This is a genomic window from Amycolatopsis sp. (assembly GCF_025464955.1).
Lineage (GTDB): Bacteria > Actinomycetota > Actinomycetes > Mycobacteriales > Pseudonocardiaceae > Amycolatopsis.
In genome coordinates this window covers 68862-86510 of the sequence record NZ_JAODNM010000092.1, presented here as the reverse complement: position 1 = coordinate 86510, position 17649 = coordinate 68862, and the positions used below count along the sequence as shown (strand labels likewise).

General features: G+C 66.9%; 20 protein-coding genes. 3 read left to right on the top strand and 17 right to left on the bottom strand.

The window, feature by feature from the left end:
* The first annotated feature begins 1 nt into the window (after window position 1).
* Entirely contained in the window at window positions 2-601 is a 600-nt protein-coding gene (locus JWQ81_RS20325; RefSeq protein ID WP_297543839.1) for a TetR/AcrR family transcriptional regulator, read from the top strand.
* Here the strand turns inward: JWQ81_RS20325 and murA are convergent.
* Window positions 598-1872 carry a UDP-N-acetylglucosamine 1-carboxyvinyltransferase gene (gene murA / locus JWQ81_RS20320; RefSeq protein WP_297543837.1) on the bottom strand — a complete coding sequence of 425 codons (1275 nt, stop codon included), beginning with the start codon at window positions 1870-1872 and terminating at the stop codon, window positions 598-600. The genes JWQ81_RS20325 and murA overlap by 4 nt on opposite strands.
* 61 nt (window positions 1873-1933) lie before the next feature.
* On the opposite strand from murA, the gene JWQ81_RS20315 reads away from it, so the two are divergent.
* Window positions 1934-2506: a cob(I)yrinic acid a,c-diamide adenosyltransferase gene (locus JWQ81_RS20315; RefSeq protein WP_297543835.1), complete on the top strand. Its 573-nt coding sequence runs from the start codon at window positions 1934-1936 to the stop codon at window positions 2504-2506.
* Between the two features lie 51 nt (window positions 2507-2557).
* On the opposite strand, the gene JWQ81_RS20310 is transcribed toward JWQ81_RS20315, so the two are convergent.
* The 16 genes from JWQ81_RS20310 to rpmE form a co-directional block, all read right to left on the bottom strand.
* Complete coding sequence (locus tag JWQ81_RS20310; protein WP_297543833.1) at window positions 2558-2941, bottom strand: RidA family protein; 384 nt, start codon at window positions 2939-2941, stop codon at window positions 2558-2560.
* Between the two features lie 2 nt (window positions 2942-2943).
* Complete coding sequence (locus JWQ81_RS20305) at window positions 2944-3378, bottom strand: DUF2550 domain-containing protein (RefSeq protein ID WP_297543832.1); 435 nt, start codon at window positions 3376-3378, stop codon at window positions 2944-2946.
* A gap of 25 nt (window positions 3379-3403) precedes the next feature.
* On the bottom strand, window positions 3404-3769 hold the full coding sequence (locus tag JWQ81_RS20300) for a F0F1 ATP synthase subunit epsilon (protein ID WP_297543831.1): 366 nt from the start codon (window positions 3767-3769) through the stop codon (window positions 3404-3406).
* A gap of 129 nt (window positions 3770-3898) precedes the next feature.
* Window positions 3899-5323 (bottom strand): F0F1 ATP synthase subunit beta, encoded by a 1425-nt coding sequence (gene atpD, locus JWQ81_RS20295; RefSeq protein WP_297543829.1) that lies wholly within the window; start codon window positions 5321-5323, stop codon window positions 3899-3901.
* Window position 5324: 1 nt separating this feature from the next.
* Entirely contained in the window at window positions 5325-6269 is a 945-nt protein-coding gene (locus JWQ81_RS20290) for a F0F1 ATP synthase subunit gamma (RefSeq protein WP_297543826.1), read from the bottom strand.
* A gap of 11 nt (window positions 6270-6280) precedes the next feature.
* A complete protein-coding gene (gene atpA, locus JWQ81_RS20285; protein WP_297543824.1) occupies window positions 6281-7924 on the bottom strand; it encodes a F0F1 ATP synthase subunit alpha in 1644 nt (547 codons plus the stop codon).
* A gap of 72 nt (window positions 7925-7996) precedes the next feature.
* Window positions 7997-8815: a F0F1 ATP synthase subunit delta gene (locus JWQ81_RS20280; RefSeq protein WP_297543822.1), complete on the bottom strand. Its 819-nt coding sequence runs from the start codon at window positions 8813-8815 to the stop codon at window positions 7997-7999.
* A 6-nt stretch (window positions 8816-8821) separates the two neighbouring features.
* The gene (locus JWQ81_RS20275; protein WP_297543819.1) at window positions 8822-9373 is read right to left on the bottom strand and encodes a F0F1 ATP synthase subunit B; all 552 of its coding nucleotides are present in this window, start codon (window positions 9371-9373) and stop codon (window positions 8822-8824) included.
* A gap of 29 nt (window positions 9374-9402) precedes the next feature.
* Complete coding sequence (locus tag JWQ81_RS20270) at window positions 9403-9660, bottom strand: ATP F0F1 synthase subunit C (RefSeq protein WP_297543818.1); 258 nt, start codon at window positions 9658-9660, stop codon at window positions 9403-9405.
* Window positions 9661-9728: 68 nt separating this feature from the next.
* Window positions 9729-10523 carry a F0F1 ATP synthase subunit A gene (atpB, locus tag JWQ81_RS20265; protein ID WP_297543816.1) on the bottom strand — a complete coding sequence of 265 codons (795 nt, stop codon included), beginning with the start codon at window positions 10521-10523 and terminating at the stop codon, window positions 9729-9731.
* Window positions 10524-10865: 342 nt separating this feature from the next.
* Window positions 10866-11354, bottom strand: a complete 489-nt coding sequence (locus tag JWQ81_RS20260; protein WP_297543814.1) for a hypothetical protein — start codon at window positions 11352-11354, stop codon at window positions 10866-10868.
* 791 nt (window positions 11355-12145) lie between these two features.
* Window positions 12146-13300 carry a glycosyltransferase family 4 protein gene (locus JWQ81_RS20255; RefSeq protein ID WP_297543813.1) on the bottom strand — a complete coding sequence of 385 codons (1155 nt, stop codon included), beginning with the start codon at window positions 13298-13300 and terminating at the stop codon, window positions 12146-12148.
* 354 nt (window positions 13301-13654) lie between these two features.
* Window positions 13655-14305 (bottom strand): L-threonylcarbamoyladenylate synthase, encoded by a 651-nt coding sequence (locus tag JWQ81_RS20250; RefSeq protein ID WP_297543811.1) that lies wholly within the window; start codon window positions 14303-14305, stop codon window positions 13655-13657.
* 22 nt (window positions 14306-14327) lie between these two features.
* On the bottom strand, window positions 14328-15194 hold the full coding sequence (prmC, locus tag JWQ81_RS20245) for a peptide chain release factor N(5)-glutamine methyltransferase (protein WP_297543809.1): 867 nt from the start codon (window positions 15192-15194) through the stop codon (window positions 14328-14330).
* A gap of 140 nt (window positions 15195-15334) precedes the next feature.
* Window positions 15335-16402 carry a peptide chain release factor 1 gene (gene prfA / locus JWQ81_RS20240; protein WP_297543807.1) on the bottom strand — a complete coding sequence of 356 codons (1068 nt, stop codon included), beginning with the start codon at window positions 16400-16402 and terminating at the stop codon, window positions 15335-15337.
* 89 nt (window positions 16403-16491) lie between these two features.
* Window positions 16492-16722: a 50S ribosomal protein L31 gene (gene rpmE, locus JWQ81_RS20235; protein ID WP_297543805.1), complete on the bottom strand. Its 231-nt coding sequence runs from the start codon at window positions 16720-16722 to the stop codon at window positions 16492-16494.
* Between the two features lie 238 nt (window positions 16723-16960).
* Here rpmE and JWQ81_RS20230 point away from each other — a divergent pair, with 238 nt between their 5' ends.
* The gene (locus JWQ81_RS20230) at window positions 16961-17548 is read left to right on the top strand and encodes a CHAP domain-containing protein (protein ID WP_297543803.1); all 588 of its coding nucleotides are present in this window, start codon (window positions 16961-16963) and stop codon (window positions 17546-17548) included.
* Window positions 17549-17649: the final 101 nt, after the last annotated feature.

Below are 17649 nucleotides of genomic sequence, written 5' to 3'. Positions count from 1 at the left end.
CATGACCGAGCGACCTCGCCGTGCCGCGACCGGAGCGGCCGTCCTCCAGCCGGAGATCACCACCACCATCGTCGACGCTGTCATCGACGAACTCGCTGGCCAGGGCTACGGCAAGCTGTCGATGGAAGCCGTCGCCAGACGCGCCGGAGTGGGCAAGAGCGCGCTCTACCGGCGCTGGCCGTCCAAGCAGCACATGGTCATCGCGGCGATCTCGGCAATCAGCGTGCCGCTGGCCGAGATGCCGGACACCGGTTCGCTGCGTGGGGACCTCGACATCGCCCTCCGCGGGGTGCTGGCTTGGCTGAGCGACCCGAAGTTCTTCCGCATCATGCCGGACCTGATCGCCGAAACCGCCCGCAATCCGGACCTGGCGGCCGCGACCGCGCACGCCATCGGCGAACCGAGGCGGGCACGCGGCGAGATCATGCTGCGGCGCGCGATCGAGCGCGGTGAACTAGCGGCGGACCTCGACCTCGAGCTGGCGATGGACCTGCTCGCCGCGCCGATCCACTGGCGGCTCATCGCTCGCCACGCCGAGCTGGAGCCCGGCTACCTCGACAAATTGGCCGAGCTTCTCATGCGAGCCTTCGGCGCACGTTAGGCCCGCTCGGGCTCGCCTTCGACTCGGGCGATCTTCGCGCCCAGGCGGTTGAGGTTCTCCACGAAGTGCGGGTACCCGCGGTCGATGTGGAAAACGTCCCAGACCTCGGTGATGCCGTCCGCGCACAGCCCGGCGAGCACGAGCCCCGCGCCGGCCCGGATGTCGGACGCCCACACCGGCGCGCTGGAAAGGCGCTCGATGCCGCGGACCACGGCGTGGTGGCCGTCGGTGCGCGCGTCGCCGCCCAGCCGGATCATCTCCTCGATGAACCGGAACCGGGCCTCGTAGACGTTTTCGGTGATCATCGAGGTGCCCTCGGACACCGCGGAGAGCGCCACCGCGAACGGCTGCAGATCCGTGGCGAAACCGGGGTAGGGCAGCGTCACGAAGTCGACCGACTTCGGGCGCTCCGCCTGCACGATCCGGAAACCCTCGTCGCCGAAGGGCGTGATGTCCGCCCCGGCGGCTCGCAGCTTGTCGAGCACGAGATCGAGGTGGTGCGGGTTGACCCCGCGCACGGTCAGGTCGCCGCGGGTCATGGCGGCCGCGAAAGCCCAAGTGGCGCCTACGATCCGGTCGCCGATCACGCGGTGTTCGGTGGGGCTCAACGTTTCCACGCCCGTCACGGTCAACGTCGACGTGCCCGCGCCCTCGATCTTCGCGCCCATCTCGACGAGCAGCGTGCAGATGTCGATGATTTCCGGCTCGCGCGCGGCGTTGTCGATAACCGTTGTGCCCTCGGCGAGCACGGCGGCCATCAGGATGTTCTCGGTGGCACCGACACTCGGGAAGTCCAGCCAGATCTGGGCGCCGCGCAATACCTCGGCCTTGGCGACGACACAGCCGTGCTCGATCGTGCTGGTAGCGCCCAGTTTCCGGAGCCCGTTCTGGTGCATGTCCAGTGGCCGCGAGCCGATCGCGTCACCGCCGGGCAGCGCGACGACGGCCTGCTTGAGGCGCCCCATCAGTGGGCCGAGCACACACACCGACGCACGCAGCTTGCCCATCGCGGGCGAATCGGCGCGGTAGGAAAGTTCGGACGGCGTAGTGATCTTCGCCGTGTCGCCGTCGATGACGACCTCGCAGCCGACGCTGCGCAGGACGTCCGCCATCAGCGGGACATCGAGGATCTGGGGACAGTTGGTGATCGTCGTGGTGCCCTCGGCCAGCAACGCCGCGGCCATCAGTTTGAGTACACTGTTCTTCGCTCCGACTACCTCGACCTCGCCGACCAGCCGTGCTCCGCCATGCACGTCGAAGTGCTCGCTCATGGGCGCCAATCATGCCTTCCATGCCGATCCGGGGTTGCGGCAGGGCGGCTACAGTCGTGTCATGGTCGTTCGGATCAATCGCGTGTACACCAAGGTCGGCGACAACGGCACCACCGCGCTCGGTGACGGCTCGCGGGTGCCGAAGACGTCCACCCGGCTCGGCGCTTATGCCGACGTCGACGAGGCGAACTCGGTCATCGGCCTGGCGATCGCCGTCGGGGGGCTGCCGGAGGAGATCACCGCGGTCCTCCAGGCCGTCCAGAACGACCTCTTCGACGTCGGAGCAGACCTGTGCGCCCCGATCGTGCCCGATCCGCCCTACGAGCCGCTGAGGATCACTGAGCCGTACATCGAGCGCCTCGAAGGCTGGTGCGACGAGTTCAACGAGCGCCTCGGCAAGCTGACGTCGTTCATCCTGCCCGGAGGCACCCCCGGAGCCGCTTTCCTGCACCAGGCACGCACGGTGTCGCGCCGCGCCGAACGCAGCGGCTGGGCGCTCGTCGAGGACGACGCCGAGCGCACGAACACGCTCGCCGTGAAGTACCTGAACCGGCTTTCGGACCTGCTGTTCATCCTCGGCCGGCTCGCCAACCCCGACGGCGACGTCCTCTGGACCCCCGGCGGCGGCCGCTAGTCAGCGCGAAGGTGGGACTCGCGGTCCTGAGTGTGGGACTCGCGGGCGGGGTCAGGATTTGTGGGCGGTGACTTGGATTTCGATGCGCATGCGCGGGTCCATCAGGCCGCACGAAAGCATCGTCGCGGCGGGTGGGGCGGCGGCGAACGTGCGGCGCAGGGCGGGCCAGCACTGCTCGAACTCGGCCGGGTACGGGACGACGTAGGTCACGCGCACGACGTCGGCGAAGGTGGCGTCGGCTTCGGTGAGGGCGGCCTCGATGTTGGCCAAGCACTGTTCGGTCTGCTCGACGATGCCCTCGGGCAGCGTCATCGTGGCGTAGTCGAAGCCGGTGGTGCCGGAGACGTGCACCCAGTCGCCGTCGACGACGGCGCGGGCGTAACCGATCTGGTCTTCGAAGGTCGACCCCGAAAGGATCGCGCGCCGGGTGCTCACGGCTAGCTGGCGCGGCGGAGGCGGCGGCCGGGAGGGGCGGACTCGAGCCAGGAGAGGAAGCCGGTGAGGGCACCGGGGCCCATCGCTATCTCGATGGCTTCCTGCGTATCAGACTCACAGCGTAGGACCGTGGAGCCGGCGGGGACGGCGTACGCCTCGGAGCCGGACGGATCCCGCCGGTCGGCGATCTCCATGCTGTCCCGCGCGAACACCCTGTCCGGGCGAACACGCAGGCTCCAGACGCGGTACCAGGCGAAGTCGTCACCGACATAACGGCCGATCCCGAGGTGCCAGCCGGCACGGGCTTTGTCCGGGCTCCACCGCAGGGCGACGCTGACGCCACCCCCGCGGCGCATCCGCACCCACCGCAGCGAGTACCACAGGGCCAGCACGACGAGCACGAGCAGGACCGCAAGAGCAACCAGCGCTACATCCACGGCCGGCTCCTGCTCGCCACTGCGCTCAGACCGACTGACCGGCCGCGCGAAGCCGGGCCGCTGCGCGGGCCCGCTCTGTTCCGTCGTCGTCGGACAACGCGGCCTTGGCCTCGTCGACGTCGATCTCGTCGGACAGCTCGGCGGTCTCGGCCAGCACGCTGACCCCGGTCGCCGTCACCGACAGGAAACCGCCATGGACCGCGGCACAGATCGTCTCGCCGTCGGTGGTCGTCACCTTGACCACGCCGCCTTCGACAAGCTGGCCAAGTACGGGCTCGTGACCAGGCATGATCCCGATCTCGCCCTCGGTGGTCTGGGCCACGACGAAGGTGGCCTTGCCCGACCAGAGCCGGCGCTCGACGGCTACCAGCTCGACTGAAATCTCAGCCACGTCGCTCTCCTTCTCCTCGGGCCACTTAACCAAGTGTAGATGGCAACCGAGTGTAGTAGGTCAAGGTCCGACTATGAGAACGACGGGGTCGGTGTCCACAAAGGACACCGACCCCGCCGTCCGCACAAGTCACTTCTTGGTGATTTCCGCGTTCTTCTTCTCGAGGTCCTCGAGGCCACCGATACCCAGGAACGCCTGCTCCGGGTAGGTATCGAAGTCGCCCTTGCTGATCTTGTCGAAGGACTCGATCGTCTCCGAGAGCGGCACCGTCGAACCGGGCTGGCCGGTGAACTGCTCGGCGACCAGCATGTTCTGCGACAGGAAGCGCTCGATCCGGCGCGCGCGGCGCACGGTCAGGCGGTCCTCCTCCGACAGCTCGTCCATCCCGAGGATGGCGATGATGTCCTGGAGTTCCTTGTACTTCTGCAGGATCCGGATGACCTCGGACGCGACGCGGTAGTGCTCCTCGCCGACGATCGCCGGGTCGAGGATCGTCGAGGACGAAGACAACGGGTCGACAGCCGGGAAAATACCCTTCTGGAAGACCCCACGCGAAAGCTCGGTGGTGGCGTCCAGGTGGGCGAAGGTGGCTGCCGGGGCGGGGTCGGTGTAGTCGTCCGCCGGGACGTAAACGGCCTGCATCGAGGTGATCGAGCTACCCCGGGTCGAGGTGATGCGCTCCTGGAGCACACCCATCTCGTCGGCCAGTGTCGGCTGGTAACCCACGGCCGAAGGCATGCGGCCCAGCAGGGTCGACACCTCGGAACCGGCCTGGGTGAACCGGAAGATGTTGTCGATGAAGAGCAGCACGTCCTGGTTCTGCACATCGCGGAAGTACTCCGCCATGGTCAGCGCAGACAGGGCAACGCGCATACGAGTGCCCGGCGGCTCGTCCATCTGGCCGAAGACTAGGGCGGTGTCGTTGATGACGCCGTCCTCGCTCATTTCCAGGAAGAGGTCGTTACCCTCACGGGTACGCTCACCGACTCCGGCGAAAACCGAGGTACCACCGAAGTTCTTGGCGACTCGGGTGATCATCTCCTTGATGAGCACCGTCTTGCCGACGCCGGCACCGCCGAACAGGCCGATCTTGCCACCGCGAACGTACGGGGTGAGCAGGTCGACGACCTTGAGGCCGGTCTCCAGCATCTCGATCTTGCCCTCGAGCTGGTCGAAGGCCGGGGGCTTCCGGTGGATGCCCCAGCGCTCGAGGTCGTCACCGTAACCGGGGACGTCGAGGCACTCGCCGAGCGCGTTGTAGACGTGGCCCTTGACCTTGTCGCCGACCGGGACCGTGATCGGGCCGCCGGTGTCGGTGACCGGGGCGCCTCGCACGAGACCGTCCTGCGGCTGCAGGGAGATGGTCCGGACCAGGTTGTCACCCAGGTGGCTGGCGACCTCGAGGGTCACCGTCTTGCGCAGCTGCTCGAACTCGATCTCGACCTTGAGCGCGTTGAACTGCGCGGGCACCGAGCCACGGGGGAACTCTACGTCGACGACAGGGCCTGTCACCGAGACAATGCGGCCAACGGCCGGTGTTTGTGTGGCAGTCATGCTAGTCATCACTTCCTGATCCGGCGAGCGCGTTGGCGCCCCCGACGATTTCGCTGATCTCCTGGGTGATCTGGGCCTGGCGCGCCTGGTTCGCCTCACGGCTCAAGTTGCTGACCAGGTCGTTCGCATTGTCCGAAGCGGCCTTCATCGCTGTCCGCTTCGCCGCCAGCTCCGAGGCCGCCGACTCCAGCAACGCCGAGTAGATCCGCGTGTTGATGTACTTGGGCAGCAGCGCGCTCAGCAGTGCGTCCGCGCTGGGCTCGAACGAGTAGGCCGACGAGATCTCGCCCGTCTTGGGCTCGGTCTCCTCGGTGTACTCGACCTCCAGCGGCACGACGCGCTTGGCGACGGGCTGCTGGGTGAGCATCGAGTGGAACTCGGTGTAGACGATGTGCAGCTCGTCGGCGCCGTAGGCACCATCCGCACCGGCACCGCCACCGAGGTCGTCGGCACCCGAGATGAACGCCTGGACCAGCGTCTCCGCCGCGGTCACCGCGTCGCTGTACGCCGGTTGCTGGGAGAAGCCCGTCCAGCTGTCCACGACCTCGCGGTTGCGGAAGTTGAAGTAGTTCAACCCCTTCGCCCCGATGACGTAGACCTGCGGCTCCTTGCCCTGCTGACGCAGCAACGAGAGCAGCTCTTCGGTGGCCCGCAGCACGTTGGAGTTGTAGCCGCCACACAGGCCCTTGTCACTGGTCACCACGAGCACGGCGGCCCGGGTGGCGTTCTCACGCTCGACCAGTAGCGGGTGGTTCAACGAGGTCGCGCCGCCGGCCAGCGCGGAGAGCACGTTCGTGATCTCCGCGGCGTACGGCCGGGACGCGGCCACCTTGACCTGCGCCTTGGCGATGCGCGAGGTGGCGATGAGCTCCATCGCCTTGGTGATCTTGCCGATCGACTTCGTCGCCTTGATGCGCGAGCGAAGTTCGCGAAGCTGTGCGGCCATGGGTTACCCGGTCACTTCTTCGGCGCGGGCTTGTTGACCTTGACGGTCTCCTGCCCGACCTTGTCGGCGTCCATGGCTTCGGCGTCCGCGCCGGTGACGACACTGCTGCCGTCGGTGGCAGTGAAGCCCTTCTTGAAGTCCTCGACGGCCTCCACGAGCGACGCGGACGTCTCGTCGGAGAACTTGCCGGATTCGCGGATGTCCTTGAAGAGCTCACCGTGCGCACGGCGGGCGTGATCGAGGAACTCGGCGTTGAAGCGCTTCACGTCCTCGATCGGGACCGAGTCGTAGTAGCCCTTGGTGCCCAGGAACACGATCGCGACCTGCTCCTCGACCGGGACCGGCGAGTACTGCGGCTGCTTGAGCAGCTCGTACAGGCGGCCACCGCGGTCGAGCTGCGCCTTCGACGCCTCGTCGAGGTCCGAGGCGAAGGCCGCGAAGGACTTCAGCTCCTCGTACTGCGAGAGGTCGATTCGCAGCGAACCGGAGACCTGGCGCATCGCCCGGATCTGCGCGGAACCACCGACTCGCGAGACCGAGATCGTCACGTCGACCGCGGGGCGCTGACCGGAGTTGAACAGGTCCGACTGGAAGAAGCACTGACCGTCGGTGATCGAGATGACGTTGGTCGGGATGTACGCCGACACGTCGTTGGCCTTGGTCTCGATGATCGGCAGCCCGGTCAGCGAGCCCGCGCCCAGCTCGTCGGAGAGCTTGGCACACCTCTCGAGGAGGCGGGAGTGCAAGTAGAAGACGTCGCCGGGGAAGGCTTCACGGCCCGGCGGGCGACGCAGCAGCAGCGACAGGGCGCGGTACGCGTCCGCCTGCTTGGTGAGGTCGTCGAACACGATGAGGACGTGCTTACCCTGGTACATCCAGTGCTGGCCGATGGCCGAGCCGGTGTACGGCGCGATCCACTTGAAGCCGGCCGAGTCCGACGCGGGGGCCGCGACGATCGTGGTGTACTCCATCGCGCCGGCGTCCTCGAGGGACTTCTTGACCGCGGCGATCGTGGAGCCCTTCTGGCCGACCGCGACGTAGATGCAGCGAACCTGCTTCTTCTCGTCGCCGGACTCCCAGTTGGACTTCTGGTTGATGATCGTGTCGACGCAGACCGTGGTCTTACCGGTCTTGCGGTCGCCGATGATCAGCTGGCGCTGGCCGCGGCCGATCGGGGTCATCGCGTCGATCGCGGTGATCCCGGTCTGCAGCGGCTCCTTCACCGGCTGGCGCTCGACCACCGAAGCTGCCTTGACCTCCAGCGGGCGACGCTCGGAGGTCTCGATGTCGCCGAGGCCGTCGAGCGGCTTGCCCAGCGGGTCTACGACGCGGCCGAGGTAGCCCTCGCCGACCGGCACCGAGAGGACCTGTCCGGTCCGCTTGACCTGCTGGCCTTCTACAACCGTCTCCGAGTCACCGAGAATCGCGACACCGATCGAGCGCGCTTCGAGGTTCAGCGCGACGCCGAGCACCCCGCCGGGGAACTCGAGCAGCTCGTTCGCCATCGCCGAGGGCAGGCCCTCGACGTGGGCGATGCCGTCACCCGCGTCGATGACGAGGCCGATCTCTTCCCGGTTGACCTCCGGGGCGTAACTCGAGACGTAGTTCTCGATCGCGTGGGCGATCTCATCCGAGGAGATCGTCAGCTCCGCCATGTCGTTCCCGCTCTCGCTTCGTTCTTGTCAGTGTGCAAAGTCTGTAGTGACCGTCGACTCATGCCGCGGCCCTCACGTGAACTGCCTGCGCAGCGCGTCGATGCGGCCGGCGGTGCTGCCGTCGATGACCTCGTCGCCGACCCGGACGACGAGACCGCCGCCGAGGTTCGCGTCGATCTCGACGTGCACCGCGAGCTCGCGCCCGTAGATCCGCTTGAGCTGCTCGGCCAGCTGGGCCTGCTGCTCCGCGGAAAGCTCACTGGCGCTGGTCACCTGGGCGACCGAGCGGCCACGGCGCTGCGCCGTCAGCTCGACGAGCTCCTCGAGACCGGCACCGACCCCGTGCCCGCGGTGTCGCGTGACGACCTGCTCGACCAAGGACTCGGTGACCAGGTTCAGCTTATCGGCAAACAGGCCGCGAATCAGCTTCCGCTTGGCATCGACCGGTGCCGCCTGGTCGGACAGCGCCCGCTCGAACTCCGGTTCAGCGGCCACGATACGGGCAACCTGGAACAACTGGTCCTCGACGGTGTCCAGTTCGCCGGCTTTCTCGGCACTGCTCAGCAGCGCCGAACGACCGAGCGACTCGATCCCGTCGACCAGCTCTCGCGGGCTGGACCAGCGGTTCGACGCGACGGCGTCGAGCACCAGCAGCGTCTGCTCGGAGACCTTGCCCCCCAGCAGCGAACGGAACAGCGCCTTGCGGGCGTCCGGCTCCGAAGAAGCGTCACTGACGGCCCGGCGCAGGCCGATCTCCCGGCCCAGCAGGCTGACGACGGAGAGCAGTTCGTCTCCGACGGTGGCCGGGTCGGTGCCCGGGTCGCCGAGAACCTCGCCGAGGGTTTCCTCGGCGAGGGCGAGCGACTCACGGCTCGCGGCATGCAGCGTCATTTCGGTCTACTTCCCCGCTCCGGTGGTCTCGAGCTCGGCCAGGAACCGGTCCACGGTCCCGCGACGGCGAGCCTCGTCCTCGAGCGACTCGCCGACGATCCGGCTGGCCAACTCGACGGCGTTGCGACCCAGCTCGGCACGCAGTTCGGTGACGATCTGCGCCCGCTGCGCCTGCAGCGCGGCCTGGGCCTGCGCGGTGATGCGCTGGGCCTCCGCCTGGGCCTCGGCCCGCAGCTCCGCCTTGATCTGCTCGGCTTCGAGCCGGGCGTCATCACGGATCTTCGCCGCCTCGGACCGCGCCTCGGCAAGCTGTGCCCGGTACTTCTCGCGGTCTTCTTCGGCCTCGGCCTGGGCCTTCTCAGCCCGCTCGATGCCACCCTCGATCTTCTCGACCCGCTCGGAGTACATGGCCTCGAAACGCGGGACCGCGAACTTCTTGAGCAGGAAGAACAGGATCAGGAAGGCAATGAAGCCGATGATGATTTCCGCGATGTTCGGAATGATCGGGTTCGGCGGCACCGCCTCCGCGGCGGCGAGCAAGATATCGGTCTTCAGCACGACGTCTCCTTAACTGATGAGTCGAAAACTCAGGAGGAGGCGATGAAGTAGATGACGATACCGATCAGGGCGAGCACCTCGGTGAGCACGAAGGTGGTGAAGCCGATGTTCATCAGCTTGCCCTGTGCCTCCGGCTGACGCGCGGTGCCGTTGATGACGGCGGCGAAGATCAGACCGACACCGATACCGGGGCCGATCGCGCCGAGGCCGTACCCGATCGCGGCCAGGCCCTTGTTCAGGTTGACCACGGTCGTTGCCGCCTGCTGTGCAAGAAGAAGATTGCTCACTTGCTCTTACCTTTCGACTCGGTCCGCAATGCTGCGGATCGGGGCTTCTGTGTGTTACTCGGACAGGCTCAGTGCTCGGACGCCAGCGCGGCGCCGATGTAGCTGGCCGACAGGATCGCGAAGATATAGGCCTGCAGAACTTGGATGAAAGCTTCGAGCAAGGACATCGCGAGCGAGAAGGCGAACGCGACGACCGAGGTCGGCTTAAGGGCACCCGGTGCGTGCAGCAGGAGGAACTCGCCACCGGCGGTGAACACCAGCAGGATGAGGTGTCCGGCGAACATCGCGGCGAACACCCGGATCGCCAGCGTGAGCGGTGCCATGAAGAACTTCTGGACGAATTCGATGCTGCTGAACAGCGGCAGGATGAACCCGGGGACACCGGCCGGAGCCAGCTGGTTCTTCAGATAACCACGGAAGCCGTGCCGCTTGAACCCGACATAGTGATAAACCGGGTAGACGACCAGCACCGCGAGCGCCACCGGGAACCCGAAGTGCGACAGCGTCGGGAACTGGATGATGGGTATGACCCCGAAGATGTTGTTCACCAGTACGAAGGTGAACAACGCAAGAATTAGTGGGATGAACGGCTTGAAGTCCTTCGAGCCGATCTGTTCCCGGGCGATGTTGTTGCGGCTGAAGTCGTAGATCGACTCAGCGACGAATTGGTTCTTACCTGGCACCAGCGCAAGCTTGCGAGAGGACAGCAAGAAGTACGCGGCGACGATGACCACTGACAGCAAGACGAGCAGGATGGGCTTCGTAAAAGCCCAGTCGCCCGAACCGAACAGGGGCGGGAGGTTGAAGTCCCCTGCGTTCGGCGGAACGAACGTGCTGTCGTCTGCTAGTACCAGCGCCCTCAAGTGGGCTCCTTCCGGTTCTCCCGGCCGGCGTTCACTCCGCCGGGGGAATCGTCACGATCTGGACTTAACGTACCCGACGCCTGCCGGGCAGTCGGAGGCGGCTCCCACGGAGTGATGAACACGTGCTCACGTTCCGCACACGCTTGGGGACCTGCTCGACGCTCCCGGATGGTGGTACCGACGAAGCGGAGACACGGCGGAACTACACGGTCGCCACGTTGCTTTTCGGGTTCGCCATCGGGGAGCCCGACCGAGGTCGCCTCCCACACTGCGGACGATACCAGCACGGAGGCGCACGCCGTACAGGCGTACTCCTAAGCCGCCGAATGGCCCAGCGACCAGCTACTTCGTCGCCGGGATGATGGTCGGGATCTTGGTCTTCTGGAAGGCGCGCATCTCGCCGACCGCGGAGATGATGAACGCCGCGAGCATGGTGAGCGCGAACGCGTACCGCTCGATGAAGCCGACGTGCTTCGCCAGCGTCATCAGACCGAGCAGCACGAGCACCTTGAAGACGTAGCTCCCGAGCACGATCGCCATCACCATCATCGGGTCCATCGCGGCACAGAACCGCATGACCCCGATCGTCGCGAGCGAAGACGCCATGGCGATGGCCCCGCCGATGAGCGCGCTGAGCAGCCCGTGCATGCCGTACATGATCGTGAACACGATCATCGCGATCACGGTAGTGCCGGTGCCGAAGATCAGCGTCATCCGCAGCATCGCGGAGGCGAGCTTCAGTACGGACTGCGCGTGCGGGTTTTCGGGCTCTACCTGGTCGGTCGCCTGGCTGGCGGTCTCGTCGACCGGGCCTGCCTCGGTGTCACTCATCTGGAAACTCCCTGATTGCGTGACCTCAGTCTAGGGATGACCGAAACGCCGATCGCGAACAGGAGGCCGAGACCGACCACCCGGACAGTGGCAGGCAACCACATCGAGGCCCGCCGTCGAAGGATCCGCCCCCGACCCTTACATCACCGGGATGCTTCGGTGAGTTCGACCACTGGTACGCCCAGCGCCGCACCCTCAGGACCTCTTCATTGCCCACAGAATCTATTTCACAATCGACTCACGCGGGGTACGTAGTCCCAGGCGTATTGCAAGTCCGGCCATTCCAATCCATAGAATAGATTACGGCAACACTGACCTTGACTGCCTGATCAGGACCGACGCACGCGATAGTATTGCCAACAAGGACAAACCGAGCGAGCACCTCGACGGACTGCCCGTCGGCCGTACAGTGGTGGTAGTAGCTCGCCCAGCCAGAAACACTGGCACCGCAGGCGACACCGCCAGAAGGAACGAAGTTCACCCGACCCATAGCCGGCGCGGCCACGGTCCCGCCGCTCATCGACTCAGCGGAGCCTGTGCCCGGAAATACCAGGCTCAAGGCCCCAGCAAGCGCTAATCCAGCAGCCGCAGTTGCAATCTTTCGAGAATTCATGAATTAACCTCCCGATAATTCGAAACGAAAAACCGGAAGATGAGAAAACCTACTGGAAAACAGCATCAAAATAATGTGACTCCCCAGTCGCCCACCTCTCAAGTTGATCTTCGGTGGCAAGTTTCCAACAAGTCAATGAGCCAATTGGGTCAGGATGTTCCTGCGAACCCCAGCAGTGTCACCTGGCCTGATTGCGTGACCTCAGTCTGGGGATGACCGAAACGCCGATCGCGAAGAGGAGGCCGAGACCGACCACCCAGAACACCGCGGCGCTGTCGAACAGGGTCACCGACACGGCCCCGAAGGCCAGCAGCCCGGCCCACAAGTAGATGAGCAGGACGGCCCGGCGCTGGGAGTGGCCGATCTCGAGGAGCCGGTGGTGCAGGTGCATCTTGTCGGCCGCGAACGGGCTCTCGCCGCGGCGCGTACGGCGTACGACGGCCAGCAGGAGGTCGAGCAGCGGGACGAACAGCACCGCGGCCACGACCAGCAGCGGTGAGAGCAGCGCGAGGGCGTCGGAGCCGCCGAAGCGGGTGTAGCTGATCTTGCCGGACGCCGACGTGCTGGCCGCGGCGAGGACCAGGCCGATCATCATCGACCCGGAGTCGCCCATGAAGATCTTCGCGGGTTGGAAGTTGTACGGCAGGAAGCCCAGACAGCCCCCGGCCAGAGCCGCGGCGATCAGGGCCGGCGGGTACACGCCGACGTCGCCGCCCGCGCTGTTGAGCAGGCCGAGCGAGAACGCGCAGGTCGCGGTCGCGGCGATGAAGCCGAGACCGCCGGCGAGCCCGTCCAGGCCGTCGACGAAGTTCATCGCGTTGACCATGACGACCACCAGGATGACCGTCAGCGCCGCGCCCTGGTTCTTGTCGAGCACCACCACCGAGCCCAGCGAGCCGCCGCCTCCGCCCCACGGCACCCAGAACTCGACCCACTGGACGCCGAAGAGCACCAGGATGCCCGCGCACATGATCTGGCCGCAGAGCTTGGTGATGGCGTCGAGCTCGAACCGGTCGTCGATCGCGCCGATCAGCACGATCAGGCCGGCCGCGACGAGCACGCCGAGCGAATCGAGCGAGAGGAAGCCGCTGCGCAGCACCGGCAGCTGGTGGGCGAGGCCGATGGCCGCGACCAGGCCGAGGTAGATCGCGATCCCGCCCATGCGCGGGATCGGCGTCACGTGGACGTCGCGGGCACGGGGGTTCGCGATGGCGCCGACCTTGATCGCGAAGCGCCGGACAATCCCGGTCAGGAGGAACGTCACCGCCGCCGCGGTGAGCGCGACGAGTATGTACTCCCTGATGGGGAGACCTTCGTTATCGAGGGAAGGCACGGGCTCGTTACGCCTCCGGGATCGTGGTCACTGCGCAACGCTACCGCGCTGCCTGTGAAGCCCGGATCCGGCGTTGGGCAGGGTGCTGGTAGCGGAGCTGAAGGCCAGTCACGTCGTCCAGGTGGTGCTGGTGATGGCGATGTGACTGCTGGGACTCCCGAAGGCACTCCCGGCAGAGCAGAGAGGTCGTCAAGGCCTAGCTGAGTACGCCTTACGCCATGAAGGTGGCCTTCACGACACATCACAACCCCACACCAGCCACACCAACTCGCCCCGGTCCTTGCTGCAGTAAAACCGAACCCGCCACCTCAACCGACCAACCACCGACACCCCGAGGGGTCGTTGGTACCAGCGCTACGCGAGGGACTCGGCTGCGATGCCGAGGACCTCGGCGATGGCTTCACGGCTCACGGCGCCTTCGCGGAGGACGACCGGCTCGGCGCCGGTGAGGTCCACCATCGTCGAGGGCACCGGCTCACCGCTGGACCCACCGTCGAGGTACACCGAGACGGACTCGCCGAGCTGCTCCTTGGCCTCTTCGGCGGTGGTAGCGGGCGCCCGGCCGGACACGTTCGCGCTGGACACGGCCATCGGCCCGACGTCGCGAAGCAGCTCGAGGGCGACGGGGTGCAGCGGCATCCGGAGCATGACCGTGCCCTTGGACTGGCCGAGGTCCCACTGCAGGCTCGGCGCGTGCGGCAGCACGATCGACAGGTCGCCCGGCCAGAACGCCTCGATCAGCGCGCGGGCCTTCGGCGGCACGCTCAGCACCAGACCGTCCACAGTGGACCAGGAGCCGACGAGCACCCCGACCGGCATGTCGGGACCGCGGTTCTTGGCCCGAAGCAACGACTGGACGGCGCCGGCGTCGAACGCGTCGGCCCCGATCCCGTACACGGTGTCTGTCGGCATCACGACGAGGCGGCTGGAACGCACCGCGCCCGCCGCGGCCAGCAAGCCGTCGGCCCTGGATTCCCGCCTGCTGCAGTCGTAAACGGCACTCATGGCGGAAAGCGTAGTCGCGGCCTCACTCCACCCGGCGGGCGGTGACGAAGCGGGGCCTGCCGGCGAGGTCGAGGTGGTCCTCGACCTCGGTGAGCACGCGGCGCGCGCGGACGATGGCCGGGACGGCGGTGCCGTGCGTGTCGTCGTGCTCGATCGCGAGGCCGCCGCCGGGGCGCAACAGGCGCGCGGCGACGGACAGTGCGTGCCGGATCACCGCGAGCCCGCTTTCGGCCGCGAACACCGCCTGCGGCGGGTCGTGGTCGGAGACCTCGGGCGGCACCCAGGTGCCTTCGGGGACGTACGGCGGGTTGCACAGGACGAGGTCGACCAGGCCGTCGAGCTCGGCGAACATCGTGCTGTCGGCGATGTCGCCGGAGTAGAGCCGGATCGGGGTGTCCCCCTCGGCGACGCGCAGGTCGGCGTTGTGCCGCGCCCACGCAAGCGCTTGCGGGTCGATGTCGACGGCGTACACAACGGCGTTGGGCAAGTCGTGCGCGATGGCCAGCGCCAGCGCTCCCGAGCCGGTGCACAGGTCGACGACGACCGGGTACTCCCGACCGCGGAGGAGCTTCACACCCCATTCGAGCAGCAGCTCGGTCTCCGGCCGCGGCACGAACACGCCGGCGCCGACGTCGACGGTGATGTGCCCGAGGGCGGCCCACCCGGTCAGGTACTGCAGCGGGACCCGCTTCGCACGCTGCGTCACGAGCTGCCCGATCGCCTCGACGACCGGCGGATCGACCAGGGGGACCATCGGCAGCCGGCCGCGTTCCACCCCCAGGACATGCGCGGCGATCACTTCGGCGTCGAACCGCGGAGACGCCACCCCGGCATGCTCCAGGATCCTGGTCGCCTCCATGATCGCGAGACGTAACGGTTGACGCTTCACAGCTGCTTCCTCACGTGGTCAAGCCTGACATACCCGAGGAAAATCCCCCGTTCGAGTGCTCGGCGCGTCGCGGTACGTCGCCGTCTGCACTCAGGTGCGCGTCACGTACCCGCGCCCGCGCATGAAGTGCACACGCGGCGTCAGACGTGCTCGGCGAGCCGTTCTTCGCGGTCGGCGTTGACCAGCGCGTCGAGGACGCCGTCGAGGTCACCGTCGAGGACCTGGTCGAGGTTGTACGCCTTGTAGTTCACGCGGTGGTCGGCGATGCGGTTCTCGGCGAAGTTGTAGGTGCGGATGCGCTCGGAGCGGTCGACCGTACGGATCTGCGACTTCCGCGCGTCGGACGCCTTCGAGGCGGCCTCCTCCTCGGCGAGCGCCTGCATCCTGGCCTGGAGCACGATCATCGCGCGGGCCCGGTTCTGGATCTGCGACTTCTCGTTCTGGCAGGACACCACGATGCCGGTGGGCAAGTGCGTGATGCGCACGGCGGAGTCGGTCGTGTTGACGCTCTGCCCGCCGGGGCCGGACGAGCGGAAGACGTCGATCCGCAGGTCGTTGGGGTCGATCTCGACGTTGACCTCCTCGGGCTCCGGGTAGATGAGCACGCCGGAGGCGGAGGTGTGGATGCGGCCTTGCGACTCGGTGGCCGGGACGCGCTGCACGCGGTGGACGCCGCCCTCGAACTTGAGCCGCGCCCAGACGCCGTCGGCGTTGGCGGACCGGCTCTTGATCGACACCGTGACGTCCTTGAAACCGCCGAGGTCGGAGTACACCGAGTCGAGCACTTCGGCCTTCCAGCCGTGGCGCTCGGCGTACCGCAGGTACATCCGGAGCAGGTCGCTGGCGAACAGCGCCGACTCCTCGCCGCCCTCGCCGGACTTGATCTCCATGACGACGTCGGAGCTGTCGTACGGGTCACGCGGCAGCAGCAGCTCGGTCAGTCGCTTCTCCAGCACCGGGATGCGCGCGGCGATCTCCGCGGCCTCGATGGCGAACGCCTCGTCCTCGGACGCGAGCTCTTTGGCCGCGACGAGGTCCTCTTCGGCGCCGTCGAGCTCACCGATCACCTTGACGATCGGCGCCAGCTCGGCGTACCGGCGGCCCAGCTTGCGGGCGTTGGCCTGGTCGGCGTGCACGGCCGGGTCCGCGAGCTGCTCCTGCACCTCCGCGTACTCGTCGAGCAGCCCCCTCAGCGAGCTCGATTCCACGGCCGGACCTTCTTTCTCGAAACCTGGGGTGAAAAGAGAGCAAGAAAACGGCGCCCGCCCCCACGTGGGGACAGGCGCCGTTGATCAAGCTACTTGGCGGCGTCGGTGCTCTTCGTCCGCTTGCCGTAGCGAGCCTCGAAACGCGCGACCCGGCCACCGGTGTCCAGAATCTTCTGCTTGCCGGTGTAGAACGGGTGGCATTGCGAGCACATCTCGGCGGTGATCACGCCGGAGGTCTTGGTGCTACGCGTGGTGAAGGTGTTACCGCAGCCGCAGGTCACAGTGGTGACTACGTACTCGGGGTGAATACCGCTCTTCATGGTGTCCTCTCTCGGTGGCTCCGGGTCCCCATCGTCAGATGGAGTGAACCGCAGCCGGACTTCAGCGGGTGATTCTGCCAGATGCGCTGACGTGGGCTTCAACATGCCCCGGTCAACCGATATTCCAGCCCCGGAAACACACGTTGAGTTATCAACAATGTACGCGATGTACAGAACTTGTACGAACGCTGGAGAGGGTTCTGGAGTTCGAGAACCTCCTGAGAAAGAAGGCGGAACCGTGTTCGACTCCCTGGGGATCAACTCCACGAAGAACCTGCTTTCCCGCATCGCCAAGCCGGCTGCTGTCGCCGCGCTGGCCGTCGCGGCGCTCGCCCTCTCACCCGTCGCCGCCGGCGCGAGCCCCGCCCAGCAGGCGGCTCCGAGCGCGGCGATCACCGCGGCCGACATCAACCCGGCCGCCGGTACCTTCACCACCACCGACGCCGTCCCCGCCAGTGTGCTGACGGCGTTCTCCTCCGCTGACGGCACCCCGGCCGGCGCCGTCGCGTGGTACAGGGCACACCTCGGCAGCACGGCCTACCAGGGCTACTGCGAGAAGGCCGCCGAGAACGCCTACGGCACCACAGGCATCTGGGCCTCGGCCAACGCGCACTGGAACGGCGCCAGCCCGAAGCACACCAGTGGCACCCCGCCACTCGGCTCCTTCGTGTACTGGAACATCAGCGCCTACGGCCACGTCGGTATCGCCGACGGCAGCGGTGGGATCTACGCCTCCAGCATCGGCGGCAAGATCGGCCATGCGAGCAGCGTCCACTACTTCAACAACTACCGCGGCTGGACCCCGGCCGCCCGTCCCCGCCACTAGGACACCCCGGTAATCCCAGCTGGGGTACGAGAATGGCCTCACCGCCTCCCCCTTGGTGAGGCCATTCTCCTTTTTCCGCTCGACTCCAAGGCGGGGCGAAA

Bases quoted from the DNA above. Each gene is read 5' to 3' on its own strand.
- JWQ81_RS20325 (WP_297543839.1), top strand. From the start codon at position 2: ATGACCGAGCGACCTCGCCGTGCCGCGACCGGAGCGGCCGTCCTCCAG.
- murA (WP_297543837.1), bottom strand. From the start codon at position 1,872: ATGAGCGAGCACTTCGACGTGCATGGCGGAGCACGGCTGGTCGGCGAG.
- JWQ81_RS20315 (WP_297543835.1), top strand. From the start codon at position 1,934: ATGGTCGTTCGGATCAATCGCGTGTACACCAAGGTCGGCGACAACGGC.
- atpD (WP_297543829.1), bottom strand. From the start codon at position 5,323: ATGACTGCCACACAAACACCGGCCGTTGGCCGCATTGTCTCGGTGACA.
- JWQ81_RS20290 (WP_297543826.1), bottom strand. From the start codon at position 6,269: ATGGCCGCACAGCTTCGCGAACTTCGCTCGCGCATCAAGGCGACGAAG.
- atpA (WP_297543824.1), bottom strand. From the start codon at position 7,924: ATGGCGGAGCTGACGATCTCCTCGGATGAGATCGCCCACGCGATCGAG.
- JWQ81_RS20280 (WP_297543822.1), bottom strand. From the start codon at position 8,815: ATGACGCTGCATGCCGCGAGCCGTGAGTCGCTCGCCCTCGCCGAGGAA.
- JWQ81_RS20260 (WP_297543814.1), bottom strand. From the start codon at position 11,354: ATGAGTGACACCGAGGCAGGCCCGGTCGACGAGACCGCCAGCCAGGCG.
- JWQ81_RS20250 (WP_297543811.1), bottom strand. From the start codon at position 14,305: ATGAGTGCCGTTTACGACTGCAGCAGGCGGGAATCCAGGGCCGACGGC.
- rpmE (WP_297543805.1), bottom strand. From the start codon at position 16,722: ATGAAGAGCGGTATTCACCCCGAGTACGTAGTCACCACTGTGACCTGC.